The sequence below is a fragment of the Clostridia bacterium genome, from assembly GCA_035561135.1.
In the GTDB taxonomy this organism is placed as follows: domain Bacteria; phylum Acidobacteriota; class Terriglobia; order Terriglobales; family Acidobacteriaceae; genus DATMYA01.
On the sequence record DATMYA010000018.1, the window covers coordinates 83,004 to 101,011 of the forward strand.

General features: G+C 57.3%; 17 protein-coding genes. 12 read left to right on the forward strand and 5 right to left on the reverse strand.

What is annotated here, in order from left to right:
* The first annotated feature begins 6 nt into the window (after window positions 1-6).
* The 10 genes from VN622_05305 (at window position 7) to VN622_05350 (ending at window position 13,030) form a co-directional block, all read left to right on the forward strand.
* On the forward strand, window positions 7-744 hold the full coding sequence (locus VN622_05305) for an ABC transporter ATP-binding protein (protein ID HWR35269.1): 738 nt from the start codon (window positions 7-9) through the stop codon (window positions 742-744).
* Entirely contained in the window at window positions 741-1,883 is a 1,143-nt protein-coding gene (locus VN622_05310; protein HWR35270.1) for an FtsX-like permease family protein, read from the forward strand. The genes VN622_05305 and VN622_05310 overlap by 4 nt, the downstream gene beginning before the upstream one ends.
* Window positions 1,884-1,885: 2 nt before the next feature.
* Window positions 1,886-3,055, forward strand: a complete 1,170-nt coding sequence (locus VN622_05315; GenBank protein HWR35271.1) for an ABC transporter permease — start codon at window positions 1,886-1,888, stop codon at window positions 3,053-3,055.
* Window positions 3,056-3,332: 277 nt separating this feature from the next.
* A complete protein-coding gene (locus VN622_05320) occupies window positions 3,333-5,390 on the forward strand; it encodes a hypothetical protein (GenBank protein HWR35272.1) in 2,058 nt (685 codons plus the stop codon).
* Window positions 5,391-6,002: 612 nt separating this feature from the next.
* Entirely contained in the window at window positions 6,003-6,542 is a 540-nt protein-coding gene (locus VN622_05325) for an NAD(P)H-dependent oxidoreductase subunit E (protein ID HWR35273.1), read from the forward strand.
* Window positions 6,539-9,700: an NADH-ubiquinone oxidoreductase-F iron-sulfur binding region domain-containing protein gene (locus VN622_05330; GenBank protein HWR35274.1), complete on the forward strand. Its 3,162-nt coding sequence runs from the start codon at window positions 6,539-6,541 to the stop codon at window positions 9,698-9,700. Before VN622_05325 ends, VN622_05330 begins: the two co-directional genes overlap by 4 nt.
* A gap of 14 nt (window positions 9,701-9,714) precedes the next feature.
* Window positions 9,715-10,428, forward strand: coding sequence for a bidirectional hydrogenase complex protein HoxU (gene hoxU, locus VN622_05335; GenBank protein HWR35275.1), 714 nt, complete (start codon window positions 9,715-9,717; stop codon window positions 10,426-10,428).
* Window positions 10,425-10,952, forward strand: coding sequence for an NADP oxidoreductase (locus VN622_05340; protein HWR35276.1), 528 nt, complete (start codon window positions 10,425-10,427; stop codon window positions 10,950-10,952). Before hoxU ends, VN622_05340 begins: the two co-directional genes overlap by 4 nt.
* Window positions 10,953-10,964: 12 nt before the next feature.
* Window positions 10,965-12,386 (forward strand): Ni/Fe hydrogenase subunit alpha, encoded by a 1,422-nt coding sequence (locus tag VN622_05345; protein HWR35277.1) that lies wholly within the window; start codon window positions 10,965-10,967, stop codon window positions 12,384-12,386.
* Window positions 12,387-12,505: 119 nt separating this feature from the next.
* Window positions 12,506-13,030 (forward strand): dihydrofolate reductase family protein, encoded by a 525-nt coding sequence (locus tag VN622_05350; protein HWR35278.1) that lies wholly within the window; start codon window positions 12,506-12,508, stop codon window positions 13,028-13,030.
* A gap of 10 nt (window positions 13,031-13,040) precedes the next feature.
* Here VN622_05350 and VN622_05355 read toward each other — a convergent pair whose 3' ends face one another.
* Window positions 13,041-13,337, reverse strand: coding sequence for a DUF4242 domain-containing protein (locus VN622_05355; GenBank protein ID HWR35279.1), 297 nt, complete (start codon window positions 13,335-13,337; stop codon window positions 13,041-13,043).
* A 94-nt stretch (window positions 13,338-13,431) separates the two neighbouring features.
* Window positions 13,432-13,833, reverse strand: coding sequence for a peptide-methionine (R)-S-oxide reductase MsrB (gene msrB / locus VN622_05360; protein HWR35280.1), 402 nt, complete (start codon window positions 13,831-13,833; stop codon window positions 13,432-13,434).
* Between the two features lie 178 nt (window positions 13,834-14,011).
* Here msrB and VN622_05365 point away from each other — a divergent pair, with 178 nt between their 5' ends.
* Window positions 14,012-14,419, forward strand: coding sequence for a hypothetical protein (locus VN622_05365; GenBank protein ID HWR35281.1), 408 nt, complete (start codon window positions 14,012-14,014; stop codon window positions 14,417-14,419).
* 158 nt (window positions 14,420-14,577) lie between these two features.
* The gene (locus VN622_05370) at window positions 14,578-15,216 is read left to right on the forward strand and encodes a sigma-70 family RNA polymerase sigma factor (protein HWR35282.1); all 639 of its coding nucleotides are present in this window, start codon (window positions 14,578-14,580) and stop codon (window positions 15,214-15,216) included.
* Window positions 15,217-15,253: 37 nt separating this feature from the next.
* Here the strand turns inward: VN622_05370 and VN622_05375 are convergent, their stop codons facing one another.
* From VN622_05375 to VN622_05385, 3 genes are all read right to left on the reverse strand, one after another.
* The gene (locus VN622_05375; GenBank protein ID HWR35283.1) at window positions 15,254-15,628 is read right to left on the reverse strand and encodes a response regulator; all 375 of its coding nucleotides are present in this window, start codon (window positions 15,626-15,628) and stop codon (window positions 15,254-15,256) included.
* A gap of 101 nt (window positions 15,629-15,729) precedes the next feature.
* Window positions 15,730-17,286, reverse strand: a complete 1,557-nt coding sequence (locus VN622_05380; GenBank protein HWR35284.1) for a CheR family methyltransferase — start codon at window positions 17,284-17,286, stop codon at window positions 15,730-15,732.
* Between the two features lie 81 nt (window positions 17,287-17,367).
* The gene (locus VN622_05385) at window positions 17,368-17,715 is read right to left on the reverse strand and encodes a hypothetical protein (protein ID HWR35285.1); all 348 of its coding nucleotides are present in this window, start codon (window positions 17,713-17,715) and stop codon (window positions 17,368-17,370) included.
* Window positions 17,716-18,008: the final 293 nt, after the last annotated feature.

Sequence of the window (18,008 nt, forward strand, 5' to 3'; positions counted from 1 at the left end):
AAGATTATGGTCAGAGTCGATGGCCGAGGTGACAGCTCAAGCCTTGTCCGCGTGCGCGGATTAGACAAGAAGTACACGCGCGGAAGCGAAGAGATTCACGTCTTGCAAGGTTTAAACCTCGACGTGGATGCCGGTGACTTCGTGGCTTTCATGGGGCCCAGCGGTTCAGGGAAAACTACTCTGCTGAATCTTTTGGGCGGCATCGATCTCCCGACGAACGGTACGATCACCGTCGCAGGAGACGAGATCACGCGCTTATCAGCGAGCAAGCTGACAACATGGCGCGCGCGCCACGTCGGCTTCATTTTCCAGATGTACAATCTGATCCCGGTTCTTACTGCTTTTCAGAATGTTGAATTGCCGCTGCTGCTGACCAAACTCTCGAAAGCGGAGCGCCGCAGCCACGTTGAGACCGCACTGGAAGTGGTCGGACTTAGGGATCGTATGCACCACTTTCCGCGCCAGCTTTCCGGTGGACAGGAGCAGCGCGTCGGAATCGCGCGCGCTATCGTAGCGGACCCTACCTTCCTGTTATGCGACGAGCCTACAGGCGACCTCGACCGCAAGAGCGCCGACGAGATCATGGACCTGATCGACCGCCTCGTCCGTGAGCACGGTAAGACCGTACTCCTGGTGACGCATGATCCCATGGCCGCCGAGCGCGCCCACGTCCTGCTGCACCTCAACAAGGGCGTGCTCGTCGAGGGGCAGAAAGTAGCGGATAGTGCTGGAGCGCGGCCATGAAGTATCGCCGTCTGATCGTTGCAAACCTGTTCCGCAAAAAGATCCGGACGCTGCTCACTATCGGATCGTTCGCCGTGGCGCTCTTCCTGTTTGGATTGCTCGCAGTCGTTCGCGGCGCCTTTAACCAGGGAGTGGAGGTAGCAGGCGCCGACCGTCTTGTCGTCGTGAACAAGGTCTCCATCATTCAACCGCTGCCGATTTCGTATAAGGAGCGCCTGCTTCGCATCCCTGGCGTGAAAGCGGTTACTCACCAGAACTGGTTCGGTGGCGTCTACCAGGACGAGCGGAATTTCTTCGCCCAAATGGCAATCAATGACGAGACTTTCCGTCCCATGTTCCCGGAGTACGTGATTTCCGATGACCAGTGGCAGGCCTACATGGCGGATCGCGAAGGTGCAATTGTCGGAGCGGAACTGGCAAAGCGGTTTAAGTGGAAGCTCGGCGATCGTATCCCGCTCAAAGGCACGATTTTCGCTGGAACGTGGGACTTCAACATCCGCGCGATCTATCGGGGCAAGCGCGTGCAGGACGATACCACCCAGTTCTGGTTCCATTACAAGTATCTCGAAGAGCGCGAGAACCCTTACTGGAAGGGCCTTGTCGGCTGGTACACCGTTAAGGTCGATAATCCCGATGACTCGCCGAGAGTAGCGAAGCAGATTGACGAAACATTCGCGAACTCACCATGGGAGAGCAAGACCGACACCGAGAAAGCGTTCGCCGCCTCGTTTGCAAAGCAGGCAGGCAATATTCAGTTGCTCATCATGAGCATAGGCGCGGTCGTGTTCTTTACCTTGCTGTTGGTCACCGGCAACACCATGGCTATCGCCGTCCGTGAACGCGTGCGCGAACTGGCCGTGCTCAAGGCAGTTGGATTTTCAGACGTCTTTGTTCTGTTCCTGGTGTTGGCCGAGTCGCTGCTGGTTGCGACCATCGGTGGGGTACTCGGTCTCGGACTCGCCAAGCTACTTACGCTGAATGGTGATCCCACGCATGGGATGTTGCCGTACTTCCATCTGTCGCTGGAGAGCGTCATCAGTGGGATGGCGACGGTGCTTGCCGTGGGCGTTGCCGCTGGCATACTGCCCGCTCTCTCGGCGATGAGACTCAATGTGGTTTCTGCGTTGCGGAGGGTGTGAGCATGGCAATCCCGCTGTCTTACAACTTGAACAGCTTACGAGTTCGTTGGACTTCGACGGTGGTCGCGGTGCTCGGAATTGCCGGCACGGTTGGTGTCTTCGTAGCCATGTTGTCGATGGCAAAAGGCTTCAAGACAACACTGGTCTCCTCCGGATCGCCGCGCAACGCCATCGTTCTCCGTGGTGGCGCCACGGCGGAAATGGAAAGTGGCATCAGGCTTGAGCAGGAACGGGTGATCGAAGATGCGCCGGGTGTTGCGCGCAGCGCTTCCGGGCCGCTGGTAAGCGCCGAAGTCGTTGTGATTGCGGCCTTCCCGCTTAAGGCGACAGGCACGGACGCGAATGCGCAGGTACGTGGCGTCTCGCCCAAGGCACTCGAGGTGCGAGACTCCGTTAAGGTAGTTTCTGGCCGTTTCTTCCAACCGGGACTCAACGAGTTGGTGGTTGGCCGCAACGTCGCCCGCACTTATGGCGGCTTTGATCTTGGCAATACGGTTAACTTTGGTGGTGGCACGTGGACAGTGGTGGGAGTTTTCGACGCTGGCGGCAGCGCATTTGATTCGGAGGTATGGGCCGACTCCAGCGTAATAAAAGCTGTATACAAGCGGCCTCCGAACGTATTCCAATCGGTTACCGCGCGGTTGAATTCTCCTGAGGACTTCACCCGTTTTAAGGATGCACTTTCATCCGACCCTCGTGTAACTCTGCAGGCCAGCCGCGAACTCGATTACTACGACAAGCAATCGCGTGCTATCACCACGCTCATTCAGGTGCTCGGCACCATGGTCGCCATTGTGATGGGTATTGGCGCGGTGCTCGGCGCGCTGAACACCATGTACTCTGCGGTGGCAGAGCGCTCACGCGAAATCGCCACCATGCGCGCCTTGGGTTTTGGCGCTGGCAGCGTGGTGACATCGTTCCTCTTTGAAGCCTTGTGCATCTCGATCATCGGCGGAGTGCTCGGGTGTTTCGCCGTCCTGCCACTCAACGGCATGACCACGGGAACCATGAACTGGCAAACCTTTTCACACCTTGCATTTGCATTCCGGGTGACGCCGTCCTTGATGGCGGCGGGGCTGCTGTTCGCGTTATTGATGGGTGTTGCCGGTGGAGTGCCGCCTGCCATTCGCGCGGCACGCGCACGAATCGCCGTCGCGCTGCGCGAACTTTAACATTGCCTTCGACATGACCGCTGTCTTGGCGGCTACAGGCCGCTACGTTTCAATCCCCCGTACTTCTTAATGTGCCATGTGTACGAAGTATGGAGTTTCTTGTAAATCCCCTGACGCGAAATGAGAGCTGCCCAGGATTATTGTCCGAAGTAGTACAACCTCTTCTTATCGACAAACAACCCACTTGTAAGTTCGTTGTGCGGCCCGCATGTCTCGCTACGTAGGCCGCGAAAACTTACCTGTCGCAGCCACCGAAGAATCCGCAGGAGAAACCTAAATGAGCCCAGTCTCGTTGATCAGGCGATCGATGATCGCAGCGTGCCTTGGAGTGATGGTGTTCTGCCTGTCGGCCCTTGCCGCCAGCGCTCAACAGATTCCACTCGCCGGAACCACAGCTCCGAAAACCGGCGACTACACACCGTCCGGCGAGAACGACGTAACCAAATCGGAGTTTCCGGGACAACTCGAAAGTGAATCTGGCCCGGGTGCCTATCCGGGTAGCATCGTTAATCGAAGTCTTTCAACAGGCACCGGACATGGCGCGTCGGTGAACAGCGGCAAGAAAGCCAAGTCGAATCCGCAGTTCAAGACCGGCTTCGAGGGACTGAACTTCTTTCAGCAACGTTATGCGCGCGGCGGGAACCAGTTCTCCGTCGAGCCGCCCGACCAGGCGCTGTGCGCCGGCAACGGCTATGTGCTCGAGGCCGTTAACGATGTTCTCAACATCTTCAACGCGTCAGGCCAGTCCGTGCTCCCCGATAACACGGCTACGAACATCGTCAGCGGGTTTCCGACGAATGTCAATCACGCTGTCGACCTGAACTCGTTCTTCGGCTATGCGCCGGCAATCAACCGAGCCACAGGCGTTCGTGGTCCGTTCGTTACCGATCCAAGCTGTCTGTACGATGCGGCCACGCAACGCTGGTTCGTTGTCGTGCTGACGCTGGACACGCTGCCCAACGGGGCCTTCACTACTGTCAATCACCTCGACATCGCTGTCAGCAAGACTCCGAACCCGACGGGCCTCTGGAATATCTACCGGGTGGATGTCACGAACGACGGCTCACCGGGCAACACAGGTGGCCCTTGTCCCTGCCTCGGCGATTACCCGCACATCGGCGCGGACGCTAACGGCTTCTATATCACGACAAACGCATATCCATGGGGACCGGGCGACTTCGACGGCGCTCAGATTTACGCATTCTCGAAGGCGCAACTTGCCGCTGGTGCGGCGAACGTGACCATGGCGCACATTGACACGACCGACAAGGTTAACGCTACGTCGCCCATCGCGCAGATGCAGCCGGGCTTCACCGTCTGGCCTGCGCAGTCGCCTGGGACTAGCTCGTTCGCTTTGGACGCAGGGGGCACCGAGTACTTCCTGAGTTCAAATGCTGGCGAAGAGGCTGCGGGTGACGCCTACACGGGCTCCTCGACGAACCTCGTTGTCTGGGCATTGACGAATACGTCTTCACTGAACAGCGCGTCGCCCGCGCTCAGTTTGACAAATAAAGTATTGTCGGTCGGGCTGTACGGAGTTCCGCCGAAGCAGAGGCAGCCCGGCTCGGGTACATTGGCAACCATCAATGCGCCTCAGGGTTTCTGCATCAACGACACCATCACTTCGACCATTGCAGGTACGGGTTGCTGGAAGCTGCTGTTCGGCAGCGAACCGGCTCACAATGAACTGATCTCGCGCCCGGACTCGAACGACACACGCATGCAGCAGGTCATGTACGCGAACGGTAAGCTGTGGGGGTCTCTCGACACAGCACTGAACCCAGACGCCGGCGCACAGCGGGCGGGCATCGCCTGGTACATCGTCAAGCCGGATGTCTCGACGGGTTCTCTCACGGCGAAGGTCGCATCGCAGGGATACCTCGGGGCTGCCGGATATGACTTTACGTACCCGGCCATCGGGGTCACGCCAAGCGGCCGCGGTGTGATTGCGTTCACCGCCACTGGCGACACCACGAATCCGAGCGCCGCCTACGCTTCGATCGACGCGCTTATCGGAGTCGGCCCGTGGAATATCGTACCCGGCGGCCTCGGAGCCGCTCAGGATGATGGCTTCACAAGCTACAAGTCGCAGGTTGGCGACCCGCCGCGGACGCGCTGGGGAGACTACGGCGCCGCTGCCGTCGACGGTAACTCAATCTGGATCGCCAGCGAATACATCGCCAACACCTGCCAGTACACGGCGTGGGGTGGCCGATTCTTTGGAGCCACAACCGGAGACAACAAACTCGGCACCTGTGCCGCCTCGCCCGGAGCAGCGGGTCCGCGCGCGGCACTTGGCAACTGGTCCACGCGAATCAGCAAACTGACACCGTAGCGATCGAGGAAGACGCAACTCGCCAGCTGACCGAAGTGTCGGCTGGCGAGGTTTACATCTGGCATGAAAGAGCCTGTGCTGTTATCGGTCCATATTTCGGAAAACCGCCGCAACCCCTCTCTTCAATTGTTGAACCTGGATCTAGCATCCAAGGAATCGGACTGCGCCGCCCAAAGTACGTCATTGAATGTAAAGCGGACTAATCGCCGGCTATCTCTGGACGTATCGGACGCACTCTCGACCGAACCATTTGATACGTCACGACGTGACCCGCGTCACTGCGCAGGTGTTTGATTCTCGTCATTCTGCATACGGCTTCATATGGCTTTGCGCAGCAACTCCCGCAACTCAGGCCCCTCTTTTTGACTGTCTACAGTGGTGGACTTGGGAGTTCATTTCTAGGCTGCGCTTGCGTAGTTCGACGTACGCAGAGACAAACACAAACAAAATGTAGTCGCTCCAGAAGTCGCTATTTGATTTCGTAAGAAGTCGAAGTTGCGGTGAGAATGCGACCCCGTGCAGAAGTGGACCGGGCCCGGACAACGGCATTATGCCGATGCCCGGACGTGTTGATTTCACGCGCGCCCTCCGTGTCCACACGAGAGGATTGCCATGGCTACGCAGAATCAGGAGTCGATTCAAGGCGTCGAAAAAGCATTCATCGATGAAGTCATAAGCAAGCGCGCAGACCGTCCGGGAGCGCTGCTGAGCATCCTGGAAGCGGTGCAGGATCACAATCCGCATAAGTACCTGCCGCTTGAGACATTGCGGTACATCGCGGAAAGAACGGAAATGCCACTGGCGCGTATCTACAGCGTGGCTACTTTCTACACGCTCTTCAACCTGCAGCCACAAGGCGAGAACACCGTATGTATCTGCCGAGGCACGGCCTGCCATACGCGGGGCTCACGCAATCTGCTGCAAAGTGCGCGGCTTGAACTGGGCCTGGGTTTGCAGGATTCAAGCGATTCAAACGAGAGCGACAAAATTCAGCTAACGACCGAAGACCGTAAATTCACTGTGCGAACCGTGGCCTGCTTCGGGCAGTGTGCGCAGGCTCCCGTGGTTGAAGTGAATCACAGGATTTGCGGTCACGTGAATGAACGAACGCTGCAACGAGAGATCCGGACCGTCGAGCGGGAGAGTGAATGATGGAGCGCATACAGGACATCGGCGCTTTTAATGCAGTTCGTGAACTTGGGCTCGCGAAATTGGTTCCATCAGTGCCGCGAATCACCGTGGGGATGGGAACTTGCGGAAGAGGGAATGGCGCGGAAGGCGTATATCACGCCTTCGCCGACGCGATTGATCGTACCGGGGCGCAGGTCGTGCTGGCCGGGGTCGGATGTTTTGGTTCGTGTTTCGAGGAGCCACTCATCAGCGTAAGAATGCCGGGTTGCCCGCTGGTGATTCTGCGTCGCGTGCAGTTGAACGACGCCGCCAGGGTGCTGCATGACGTGACCACTGGAAAGCTGACATCTGAATTCGTTTTTTGCAAGATCGAAGAGTGGGACCACATCACGGCAAACATAAAGTACGGACAGGGATATCCGGACGTTCCCTCCTGGGCTGACGTTCCATTCTTCAAGGGACAGAAGAAGATCGTGCTGCGCAACTGCGGATTGATCAACCCCGATGACATTGAGGAGTACATAGCTATCGGCGGATATCAGGCGCTCTACAAGGTGTTGATTGATGGACGTCCTGAAATCGTGATCGAGCAGATGAAGGCGGCAAAGTTACGCGGGCGTGGCGGTGCAGGCTATCTCACGGGCAATAAGTGGGAGTTCCTCTCGAAAACGGTTGCCAGTCAGAAGTACGTAATCTGTAACGCCGACGAGGGCGATCCCGGCGCATACATGAACCGCAACGAGATCGAGAGCGACCCGCACGCTCTTCTCGAAGGAATGATCATCGGTGGATACGTGATGGGCGCCACCGAGGGCATCATCTATGTGCGTGCGGAGTATCCGCTGGCGGTGCATCGGCTGAATCGTGCGATCGAGCAGGCGCGCGAATACGGGATGCTCGGCGACAACATCCTGGGACGAGGCTTCAAGTTCGACGTTTCATTGGTGGAAGGAGCGGGCGCTTTTGTTTGCGGCGAAGAGACGGCGCTGATCGCATCGCTGGAAGGCGAGGCCGGACGGCCCCGCCCGAGACCGCCCTATCCCGCGCAGAAGGGACTTTGGGGCAAACCAACGAACATCAACAACGTCGAGACCTGGTACAACGTGGCGCCGATCGTCATGAAGGGGCCCGCGTGGTTCACCGAGACAGGAAGCCCGAAGAGTTCGGGCACGAAGGTGTTCTCGCTGGTCGGCAAGGTGCGGAACACGGGACTGGTGGAGATGCCCCTCGGTACACCGCTGCGAACCTTCATCTACGACATCGGCGAAGGCGGTGTAGCCGGACGCCAGATCAAGGCCGTGCAAACCGGCGGGCCGTCCGGAGGCTGCATTCCACTTGAGATGTTCGACACCCCGGTGGATTACGAGAGTCTCACGCAGCTTGGGTCGATCATGGGCTCGGGCGGCATGGTCGTGATGGATGAAGACAACTGCATGGTGGATGTCGCGCGGTTCTTCATCGAATTCACCCACGCGGAATCGTGCGGAAAATGTATTCCCTGCAGGGTCGGACTGAACAAGTCGCTGCGAATCCTCAACAGGATCACGGAAGGCGCAGGCAATACGCATCATCTCGAACTGCTGGACGAGTTGAGCCGCTACATCCGCGAATGTTCGCTGTGCGGACTTGGACAGTCGGCACCCAACCCTGTGCTGACAACTCTTCGGCACTTCCGCAACGAATTTGAGGACCACATTGTTGCGCATCGCTGCCAGGCCGGAGTCTGCGAGGAACTCGCGCTGTCACCGTGCGAGAACAGTTGCCCGCTGCACATGAACATCCCGCGCTTCTTGCAGTTGTTCAAAGAGAACCGTCTTGAGGAGGCGTTCGAAGCCATCGTTCTGGACAATCCGCTGCCATCTTCGACGGGGCGCGTCTGCCAGCATCCGTGCGACAGCCGGTGCCGTCGTCAGATGCTGGACGAAGCGGTAAACATGCGCGAAGTACACCGCTTCGTTTCCGATTCCATTCTGGCGTCAGACAAGTATGAGGAGGTAGCGAGCCGGATCGCGTCGCGGAAGCTGCCGTCGACTGGGCGAAAGATCGCAATCGCCGGCGCCGGGCCCGCGGGTCTCACAGCGGCCTTCTACCTGGCCCTGCTCGGACACGACGTGGTGGTATTCGACAGCATGGCGGAAGCCGGAGGCATGTTGCGTTTCGCCCTGCCGGAGTATCGCCTGCCTAAGGAGATTCTACGTCGCGAAATCCAACTCATCGAGCGTCTCGGCGTGAAGTTCTGTTTCAACACGCGGGTTGGAACCGACATCTCGCTCAATGAACTGGACGACCGCTTCGATGCCGTCTTCATTTCCATTGGCACATGGAAAGAGTCGTGGGTTTACCAGCCGGGAACGGAGTTGAAGGGTGTATATCCGGCGCTCAGTTTCCTTGAAGCCGTTTCGCGCGGAGAGGGGGTGGCTCTGGGACGCAAGGTTGCCGTCATCGGCGGCGGCAATGCCGCCATCGACTCGGCGCGCACCGCGTTGCGGAAAGGCGCTGACGTCACCGTGTTCTACCGGCGTGAGCGAAAGGACATGCCGGCGATCGAAGAGGAGACGCACGCCGCGAAGGAAGAAGGCGTGAAGTTCGTATTCCTTGCCGCGCCGCATCGCATTATCGGAGATCAGAAGGGCAATATCAAGTCCCTCGACATCATGAAGACCCGGCTTGGCGAATACGACAAGTCGGGGCGTCGCAAGCCTGTGCCGACAAATGAAATCCAGCGTTACGAATGTGACTCGGTAATTTACGCGGTAGGCGAAACCGTCGATCTCGACTTCGCCCGTGCGAGCGGCCTGAGCTTGAAAGAGAACGGGACCATCTCGGCCAACCGCTTCACGCTCGAGACCAGTCGTCCGCGCTTCTATGCCGGAGGCGATGTCATCACCGGCGCATCGAATGTGTCCAACGCCATGGCTTACGGAAAGAGGGCAGCCAAAAACATCGACCTGCTTCTCATGGAAGCGGCACGCTGGAACGATGTATTCCCGCAGTTCGAGTACGAGATGAAGGCACCGGAAGAGCCCAGCCCGAATCATCGCCATTCGGGAGACGTCCTTCCCGCTGGCGTGCGTGCCGTTTCGGAGCAGGAAGTCGTGTTGCCTTTGAGCCAAGAGGAAACTTTGGATGAAGCGTGCCGGTGCCTGCGATGCGACGTTGATGTCGCGAACGTGAGCTGAGAAGGAGCAAAGCCTTGCCGAAGAAGAAACTTTCAATCCGAATCGACGGCGAATTGGTCAGCGCCCTCGATGGTCAGACGATCTTGCAGGCGTCCAGGGCAAGCGGAAAATACATTCCGACCCTCTGCGATCTGGAAGGCATAACGCCGGTGGGAGCATGCCGCGTTTGCATTGTGGAAGTGGCGGGAACCGACCGGTTGCTACCGGCGTGTACGACGCCAATCCAGGACGGCATGTCGGTAACTACGAGTTCGCCAAAGCTGGCGCGCTATCGCCGCATTGCGCTGGAGTTGCTTTTCGTGGAGCGCAATCACGTTTGTTCGGTCTGCGTATCCAACCGGCACTGTGAACTCCAGGACATGGCGAGCGCCATGGGGATCGATACTGTTCGCTTTGCGTATAACTATCCGAAGTTGAACGTTGACATGTCCCACCCGCGTTACGTTCTCGACCATAACCGCTGCATTCTCTGTACTCGTTGTGTTCGCGTGTGCCGAGAACTGGAAGGCGCTAACGTCTGGGAGCTCACGTCTCGCGGGATTCACACCAGGATCGGCAGCGAGCTGAATGCAAAGTGGGGTGAGTCGAGGACTTGTACGAATTGCGGTAAGTGCGTGCAAGCCTGTCCGACAGGCGCGCTCGCCGAGAAGGGCCGTGCTGTCGAAGAAATGGTGAAGCGAACCGACGACCTGAGCTCGCTTGTCCGGAAGAGAGGTATCCACGCATGAAGAAGGTCAAGGTCGCTACCGTTTGGTTGGATGGATGCTCGGGATGCCATATGTCGCTTCTCGACATGGACACCGCCATTATTCCCCTGGCGCGACGGATCGAACTCGTTTACGGACCGTTGGTGGATGCGCAGGAATTTCCCGATAACGTGGATGTCACGCTCGTAGAGGGCGCTATAAGTTCGCAGGAAGATCTCAACAAGATACAGAAGATTCGGCAGCGTACGCGTACCCTCATCGCGCTTGGCGATTGTGCCGTGACCGGCAATGTGCCTGCCATGCGCAACTCCCTGCCTGTGAGCAAACTACTGCAAAGCGTGTATGTCGAGGGTGTCCAGAAAAATCCGGGCGTGCCGGGCGAACGAGTCCCCGCACTACTCAAGCAGGCCAGACCACTTCGCGAATTTGTAAAAGTCGAGCTCTGTCTTCCTGGTTGTCCGCCGCCGGCGAAGACGATCCTGACGTTGCTAACCGATCTTCTGGATGGCAAGAAACCCAGCACTCTCTCAGTCAAGTTCGGATAAAAGGAGCGCCCGATGAAGCGCATCACGATCGATCCCGTTACCAGGGTCGAAGGTCACGCGAAGGTCACGATCCAGTTGGATGACAGCGGGAGTGTAACGCGAACGGAATTCAGCGTCACGCAAGTGCGCGGCTTCGAGAAGTTCACCGAGGGAAGGCCTTTCTACGAGATGCCCGGTATCACTTCGCGCATCTGCGGCATCTGCCCGGTCAGCCATGCGCTCGCGTCCTCTAAGGCATGTGAAGCGATCATGGCGGTTCGCATTCCGCCAGCTGCTCGACGCTTGAGGGAACTCGTGCACTGCGCACAATTCGTGCAGTCGCACGCGCTGAGCTTCTTCTACCTGTCTGCGCCCGACTTTCTGCTTGGCATGGATTCCGACCCCGCGGCACGCAATATTTTCGGAGTGGTGGCGCGCCATCCCGAACTGGCGCGGGAGGGCGTTGAGCTTCGGAAGTTCGGTCTACAGATCATCGAAGGCCTCTCCCAAGAACGCGTACATCCTTCGTGGATTGTCCCCGGGGGCGTCATGAGTGCGATGTCGCAGCAACTGGGAGACCACATCCTGGCGGAGTTGCCAATCGCGAAGTCCATCGCCGAGCGTACGCTTAACTTCTTCCAGTCTGTACTGGAGGACTATCAGGAAGAGATCGCGTTTTTCGGATCTGCTCCAACAATGTACGCGGGCACAGTAGATGCTAAAGGAGGTTTACAAATTTACGATGGGGCGCTGCGCTTCCGTAATGAGTCTGGCGAGATCGTGCAGGACCAGATTCCGGTTGACGAGTACCAGTCCTGGATCGGAGAGGCGAGTCTACGGGATTCTTATCTGAAGGCGCCGTACTTCACTCCCAAGGGCTACCCGGAAGGAGTTTATCGGGTTGGAGCGCTCGCACGGCTTAATGTGATTGAGCGTTGCGGTACGCCGAAGGCCGATATTGAATTACAGGAGTTCCGCAAACGATTCGGGTTGCCGGCACACAGCGCATTCCTCTTCCATTACGCTCGCCTCATCGAAATCCTGTACGCACTGGAACGGATAGAGACCCTTGTGAACGACCCAGCGATCATGGACACTCACGTCCGAGCAACCGCTGCGGTGAACGCGCTGGAAGGTATAGGCGCGATCGAAGCCCCGAGAGGTACGTTGATCCACCATTACAAGGTGAACGAAGAAGGCGCGATCACCTGGGTAAACCTCATCGTTGCCACTGGCCACAATAATCTCGCGATCTCGAAGAGCATTGAGCAGGTCAGTAAGCATTTCATCAAGGGAGAGCAGATCGAAGAAGGCATGGTAAACCGCGTGTCCGCCGTGATCCGGGCCTACGATCCGTGCCTGAGTTGTTCAACGCACGCACAAGGCCAGATCGCGATGCGTATATCGCTCATCAGCCCGCAAGGTGAATTGCTGGACGAACTCTCTACTAGCTGATTAGGGAAATCGCTTCGCAACTTGCCCGCGTCAGGTAACGCAGTTTCGTTTAGGCTGTCCAGAGACGTTTTGTAAGCCGGCCTTATCTGAGTCAGGCGGCCACGGGTGAGGAAACTACGATGACAGTATCTGTCTTCGTCGGCGCAAGCGTCGATGGCTTCATCGCGCGACGCAACGGCGATCTCGACTTTCTACCGGAGGGCGGCGGCGAACCCCACGGCTATAACGAGTTCATTGCAAGCGTCGATGCGATTGTGATCGGTCGCAACACCTTCGAGAAGGTTTTGACGTTTGGGAGTTGGCCTTATGGCGACAAGCGCGTGGTGGTCCTAAGCAGTCGCCCGGTCGACTTGTCCGCGGCCAGAGGAGGCATTGTTGAACAGATGGCTGGGCCTCCGGGTGAGATCGTTTCGCAACTCGCTGCTAGTGGTGCCCACCATCTCTATGTCGACGGTGGAATCACGATTCAACGGTTCCTGCGCGCGGGCCTCATCCAACGTCTCATCATCACGCGCGTGCCTGTGCTTATTGGCGACGGAATTGCACTTTTCGGAACCTTACCGCGAGACGTTCGGCTCCGTCACGTAGCGACTCGGCAGTATCCGAGCGGCTTAGTGCAGAGCGAATACCATGTTGCCGACTGACAGGCTTCGCCTAAGCAGGCGTACCCTTCTTTCCTGGTTCGGCGGTCGTGGGATCGATGATCTGGTCTATCTGCAAGATACGATTCGCCGGGAATCCTCCGCGCCTGGCGTGCTCGGCGATTATCTCCGCGTTCGGGGCGTTGTAAATGCAGAACATCTTGTCAGCGGTTACGTAACTTTGCACCCACTGAATCTGTGGTCCAAGCGAGTTCAATACCTCGCAGGATTTCTGAGCAACCGCTTGTATTTGCTCCGGACTCATTTCGCCCAATCCTGCAATTTCCCGCTCGATTACAAACTTCGGCATCAAGGACTCCTTAGTTTTTGGGGATCGTGGATTCTGCAACCAGACTTTTCAACTGAGGTATGCCAGAGGCAGCACCGGGGATGTGCCTCGTCGTTTACTTCGATTTAGGTTCCTGCTTCAACGACACTGAGTTGATGCAATATCTCACGCCAGTAGGGGGAGGACCGTCAGGGAAAACGTGTCCGAGATGCGAGTCGCATCGCGAACAGGTTACTTCGACGCGCCTCATGCCATGAGAGTTGTCCTCGTGTGTCTCTACTGCTTCCGAGCCAGCCGGCTCAAAGAAACTCGGCCAACCGCAGCCCGCGTCAAACTTGGTGCCCGAGGTGAACAGCTCCTGTCCACAGGCAGCGCAGCGATAGATGCCTTCGGTCGTCGTCGCGTCGTATTCTCCAGTAAAGGGACGCTCCGTGCCCTTTTCGCGCAATACGCGATATTGCTCCGGCGTAAGTTCGCGCCGCCACTCGTCCTCGGTTTTCTTGATCTTCTCCGCCATGCTCACCTTTCGCTATTTAGATTGCGACGAGGTTGTTTTCGGTTCAATGGTTTTCGAACGTAGCAAGGCACCGACAACTGTTGAGCGTACTTTTAAGTGAGCGTACTTTTAAGCTGGTTACAAGTGACTCTCGGCACAGCGGGCGGAATCCGCTAAACTGGACGAAACGGCTGAATCAATGAATTCCTTCGCCATCATCACAAACCGCAAGCGGGCAATTATCGCGCTCGTGCATTCCATAGTGTTTCTGCTTTTCGCGCTCAGGACGATGACGACACACGCCGGCACTCCAGCCATCTTTCATGTCCACGGTCCTGGGCTCATAAGGGCTGGTATGTTGGTGGCCGTTTATGTGATCGTGACTTCCATCCTGCTGCAACTCGTACGAATTTCGACGGCGGCCAGGGAGAAGCTTTACTTTGCCTTCTGCTCCACCAGTGCTGCATTCGGTTTGCTGCGTGTGGTTTTCGGCACCGAGGCGATTCATGCAGGACAGTACGTGCGCGTGATTATGTTAATTTGCGCGTTGGTGACCGGAGCGTCCATCCTCCAGGCACACTCGTCAGCAGAGCTGATGGGCGACTGAAGAACTCCCTCGCCCCAGGTGTAAACCTCGAACTCCACATAACAACTTCTTTAATGTCTGCATCGCATCGAGAAATGCGCCATTCCCATCCAGCATTTCAGGCGTCTATTGGCGTCCATCGCTCCGCGTAACGATGAGGTTCAAAACATGCACATTCGATGCAGAAGGAGGTTTGGCGCGTGGGCGAGATGATGGCAATGTTTACGGATGCCGAAGCGCTCGAAGGCGCTCGCAATGGAAACGCGGGCTGCTTTGAACACTTGTATAGAAAATATTCACGTCGCATTTATTGCGTCTGCCTGCGCATGGTGCGCGACAGTTCGCTTGCAGAAGACTTGATGCAGGAGACGTTCCTGAGCGCTTACCGGCGCCTGAATACGTTTCGCGGTGAATCGCTTTTCTCTACATGGCTCCATCGAATCGCCGTAAATGTGGCTCTCATGCACCTGCGCAAAGAGCGTGTGCAACCGGTGCAGACGCCGCTAGAGGTTGTAACCAGTGGCGAAGATGAAATTCCCAAGGAGGTTCTTGGACAGCCGGATACGGCGCTCACCGGTGCAGCAGATCGAGTTTCGCTGCAACGCGTCATCGAACAGTTGCCTTCCGGCTACCGAATCGTATTTCTCCTGCACGATGTTCAGGGATATCAGCACGACGAAATCGCCATCATGCTCGGCTGCACGATGGGCAACACCAAGTCGCAGTTGCACAAGGCGCGATTGCGGCTGCGGAAACTGCTCGCAGCGCAGCCCCCGCTCGAAGAGCATGAGCAAGCGGACAGGCGGCTCGCGGCATGAAACCGTCGCGGCGCCTGTGGCGGAGCGCCTCTCCCAACTAATTCGAAGTACGCCGGAGGAGGTTCAGCAATGCCAGCGGCGCGATAGGCTTGGCGACAGTTTCGAACGCAAGGCCTTCTTCTCCAGCGCGCTGCAGCGCGCTCGCGGAGGAGGAATCGCCGGAAAGGAGCAGGATGCGGCATTTCGGAAAGCGCTCCTGAATCTGGATTGCCACATCCACTCCACTCATGTCGGCAAGATTGATATCGCAGAGCGCAATATCCGGTTCCAAACGGTCGATGGTCCTGATCGCCTCGCGTCCCGAGTACGTGCCCGACGGATCGAATCCGTTCATCTGGAGAATTGTGACAAGAGTGTCTGTGATGATGCGATGGTCATCTACAACGAGCACCTTCGGCGTGGGCGGCTGCATGGTCATCCTTGGGGAGGGAAGGGCCCTGTGAGCACGCTTCCTGAGCGATAACCCAAAGTTTATGCTTCGAGCAGGATGACCGCAAGCCGTGGCACCTTGTGCTACCTCGCCTTCAAGTCTCCATCGCGTGGCGAAACGGACTTCTTTGCTCTCGCGCTGGCCGTGACTGTCGGCTTCTCCAGTCCGCGCGAACCATGATGGCGCGCCCCGTCCTCCGAGGCGAATTCAGAGAACATGATCAATACGCCCTCTATCTCGCTGCCCGTGTGCAAGATCGGCGTAAAGTGGACCTCCATGACACCATGGATTCCATCCACTCGAAAGTTCTGGTCGCGCAAGATACTTGGCTTGCGTTTCTCAAGTACCCAGCGATAGCGTCTCACAATGGCGCGTTGCACTGATTCATGCAGCGGTAGCTGATCTATATCCACTCCAACGACGGACGTGGCCCCGGCTCCAAACAGGCGTTGCGAAGCCGCATTCCATAACTGTATCTTCTCATCGCCATCCACCAGGATGACCGGCCACGGCATTTGTTGCAGCACCTCCGCATAACGTGTGGTAATCGCATTTAACTCGCGCGTACGCTCCTCAAGTTCCTCATTCATTTTCTCGAGTTCTTCATTCAGAGACTGCAACTCCTCGTTCGTGGTTTCCAACTCTTCATTCGTGGATTGCAATTCCTCGTTCGCCGTCTCCAATTCTTCATTGAGCACGACGCCGGTCCTCGGCGCATCAAGCGTTTGGCGCTGTTGACTCCTAAGCGTATCGAGTTCGTTCACATTTGTTTCTCTCGTGGAGTCGTTCACGGCTACCTCGCCATTAAATCGAGTGCTGGGATATGTCTTCTGGTTCTTCGGAATTTTCTGGAAGATCCTCCACCGCCGGCTGAGCGTCTGGAAGAGATGTGAATGCGACAGTCTCGACTCTGCTTTTCCCAGGAATAGTATGCCGCCAGGTTCAAGCGCATAGTGCAGACGCCCGATGATTTGGTTCTGAGCACCACTATCAAAATAAATGAGAACGTTCCTGCATATCGCCAGGTTGCAATGTGAAATGGGTGCGTCGCTGACGAGGTTGCTGCGGCCAAAGATGACCATGCGTCGAATGTCCCGGCTGATCTTCAGCACAGAGTCTCCCTGGAAATATTTGTCGCGCAACTCCGGGTGGAGGCGGCGCAGGCGGTCGGCGCTGTATTCACCACGTCGCGCGACACTCAGTGCGTGCTCATCAATGTCAGTGGCGTAAATCTTGACATCGAAGTCGCTGAAGCTTGGGCCCAGGAACTCCGCCATAAGAATTGCCAGCGAATACGCTTCTTCGCCGGATGCGGTCCCGGCACTCCAGACCCTGAACGAATCTCCCGGCCTGATCCCCTTCAGCACCAGCGGAAGCACGTCCGAGCGCAGGCAACTCCATGCTTGCGGATCGCGAAAAAACTCTGTGACGTTGATGAGGACAGTATCGAGTAATTCATTCACTTCGCGAGGGTCTTCGCGAAGCCGCTCAAGATACTCCGAGTAGGTATTGATGTTGACCGCGAACATGCGCTTCCGCAGGCGGCGCTCGAGCGTGCTCTGCTTATACCCGCGAAGGTTCAGGCCGCGATTTTCGGAGAGCGAATTCACAAGTTGCTGCAACGAAAGATCGTTACCCATGTTGATGACCACAATCCCCCGTCGCTCATCGACTGGGCGGCACCCATTGCCGGAGCGCAGGGCAGAAGGCGATAGCAGGAACTACACCAGCCGGCGCTGCCGCCTGGTGCGGAGTTCCTGGGCATCGTTATAGTGACGTGTCAGCCGTTCAGCGACGGCGTGAACGCGTTGGGTATTTTCAACCATGGCGTGCACCAGTTTGCGCATGCGCTGGAACTCGTTCGCAAACTGCGACTCACTATTTCGACGCGTAGATTGTTTCTGCAGCCACTTGTCAACTTCCGCAGGCATCGCGAACACGATTCGGCGGTCGCCATTTTCAGGGCGTCGCACCGGAAGTCCAAGTTCGCGCTCCCAACGCTGGACCGTGCGCACGCCTTTTCCGAGGTAGGAGGCAATCTCTTTCCAGGAGCTCAGTACCGTTTGCATTGCCAGTCTCGATGATTCCGATCCGTTCTGCCGTTCCGTAAACCGGCGAACGGAGGACAAGCAGTGACCCAGAAACTGCGGCAGAAGCGCGGGTGTCCCCGAGCTTCTTTTCTGGCGAGTCTAAGCTCGCGACTACAGGTTCACTGATGCGGCGTTGAACTCTCCGAGATGCCGCACAATACGGCACCGATTAGCTGTTTTGAACGAGAGTTGGTGGAACCAACTAAAGAAAGTGGGCCAGATGCGACTGCATCAGGCCCACTTTCTGCATGGCACCTTAATACTGCTTCAAT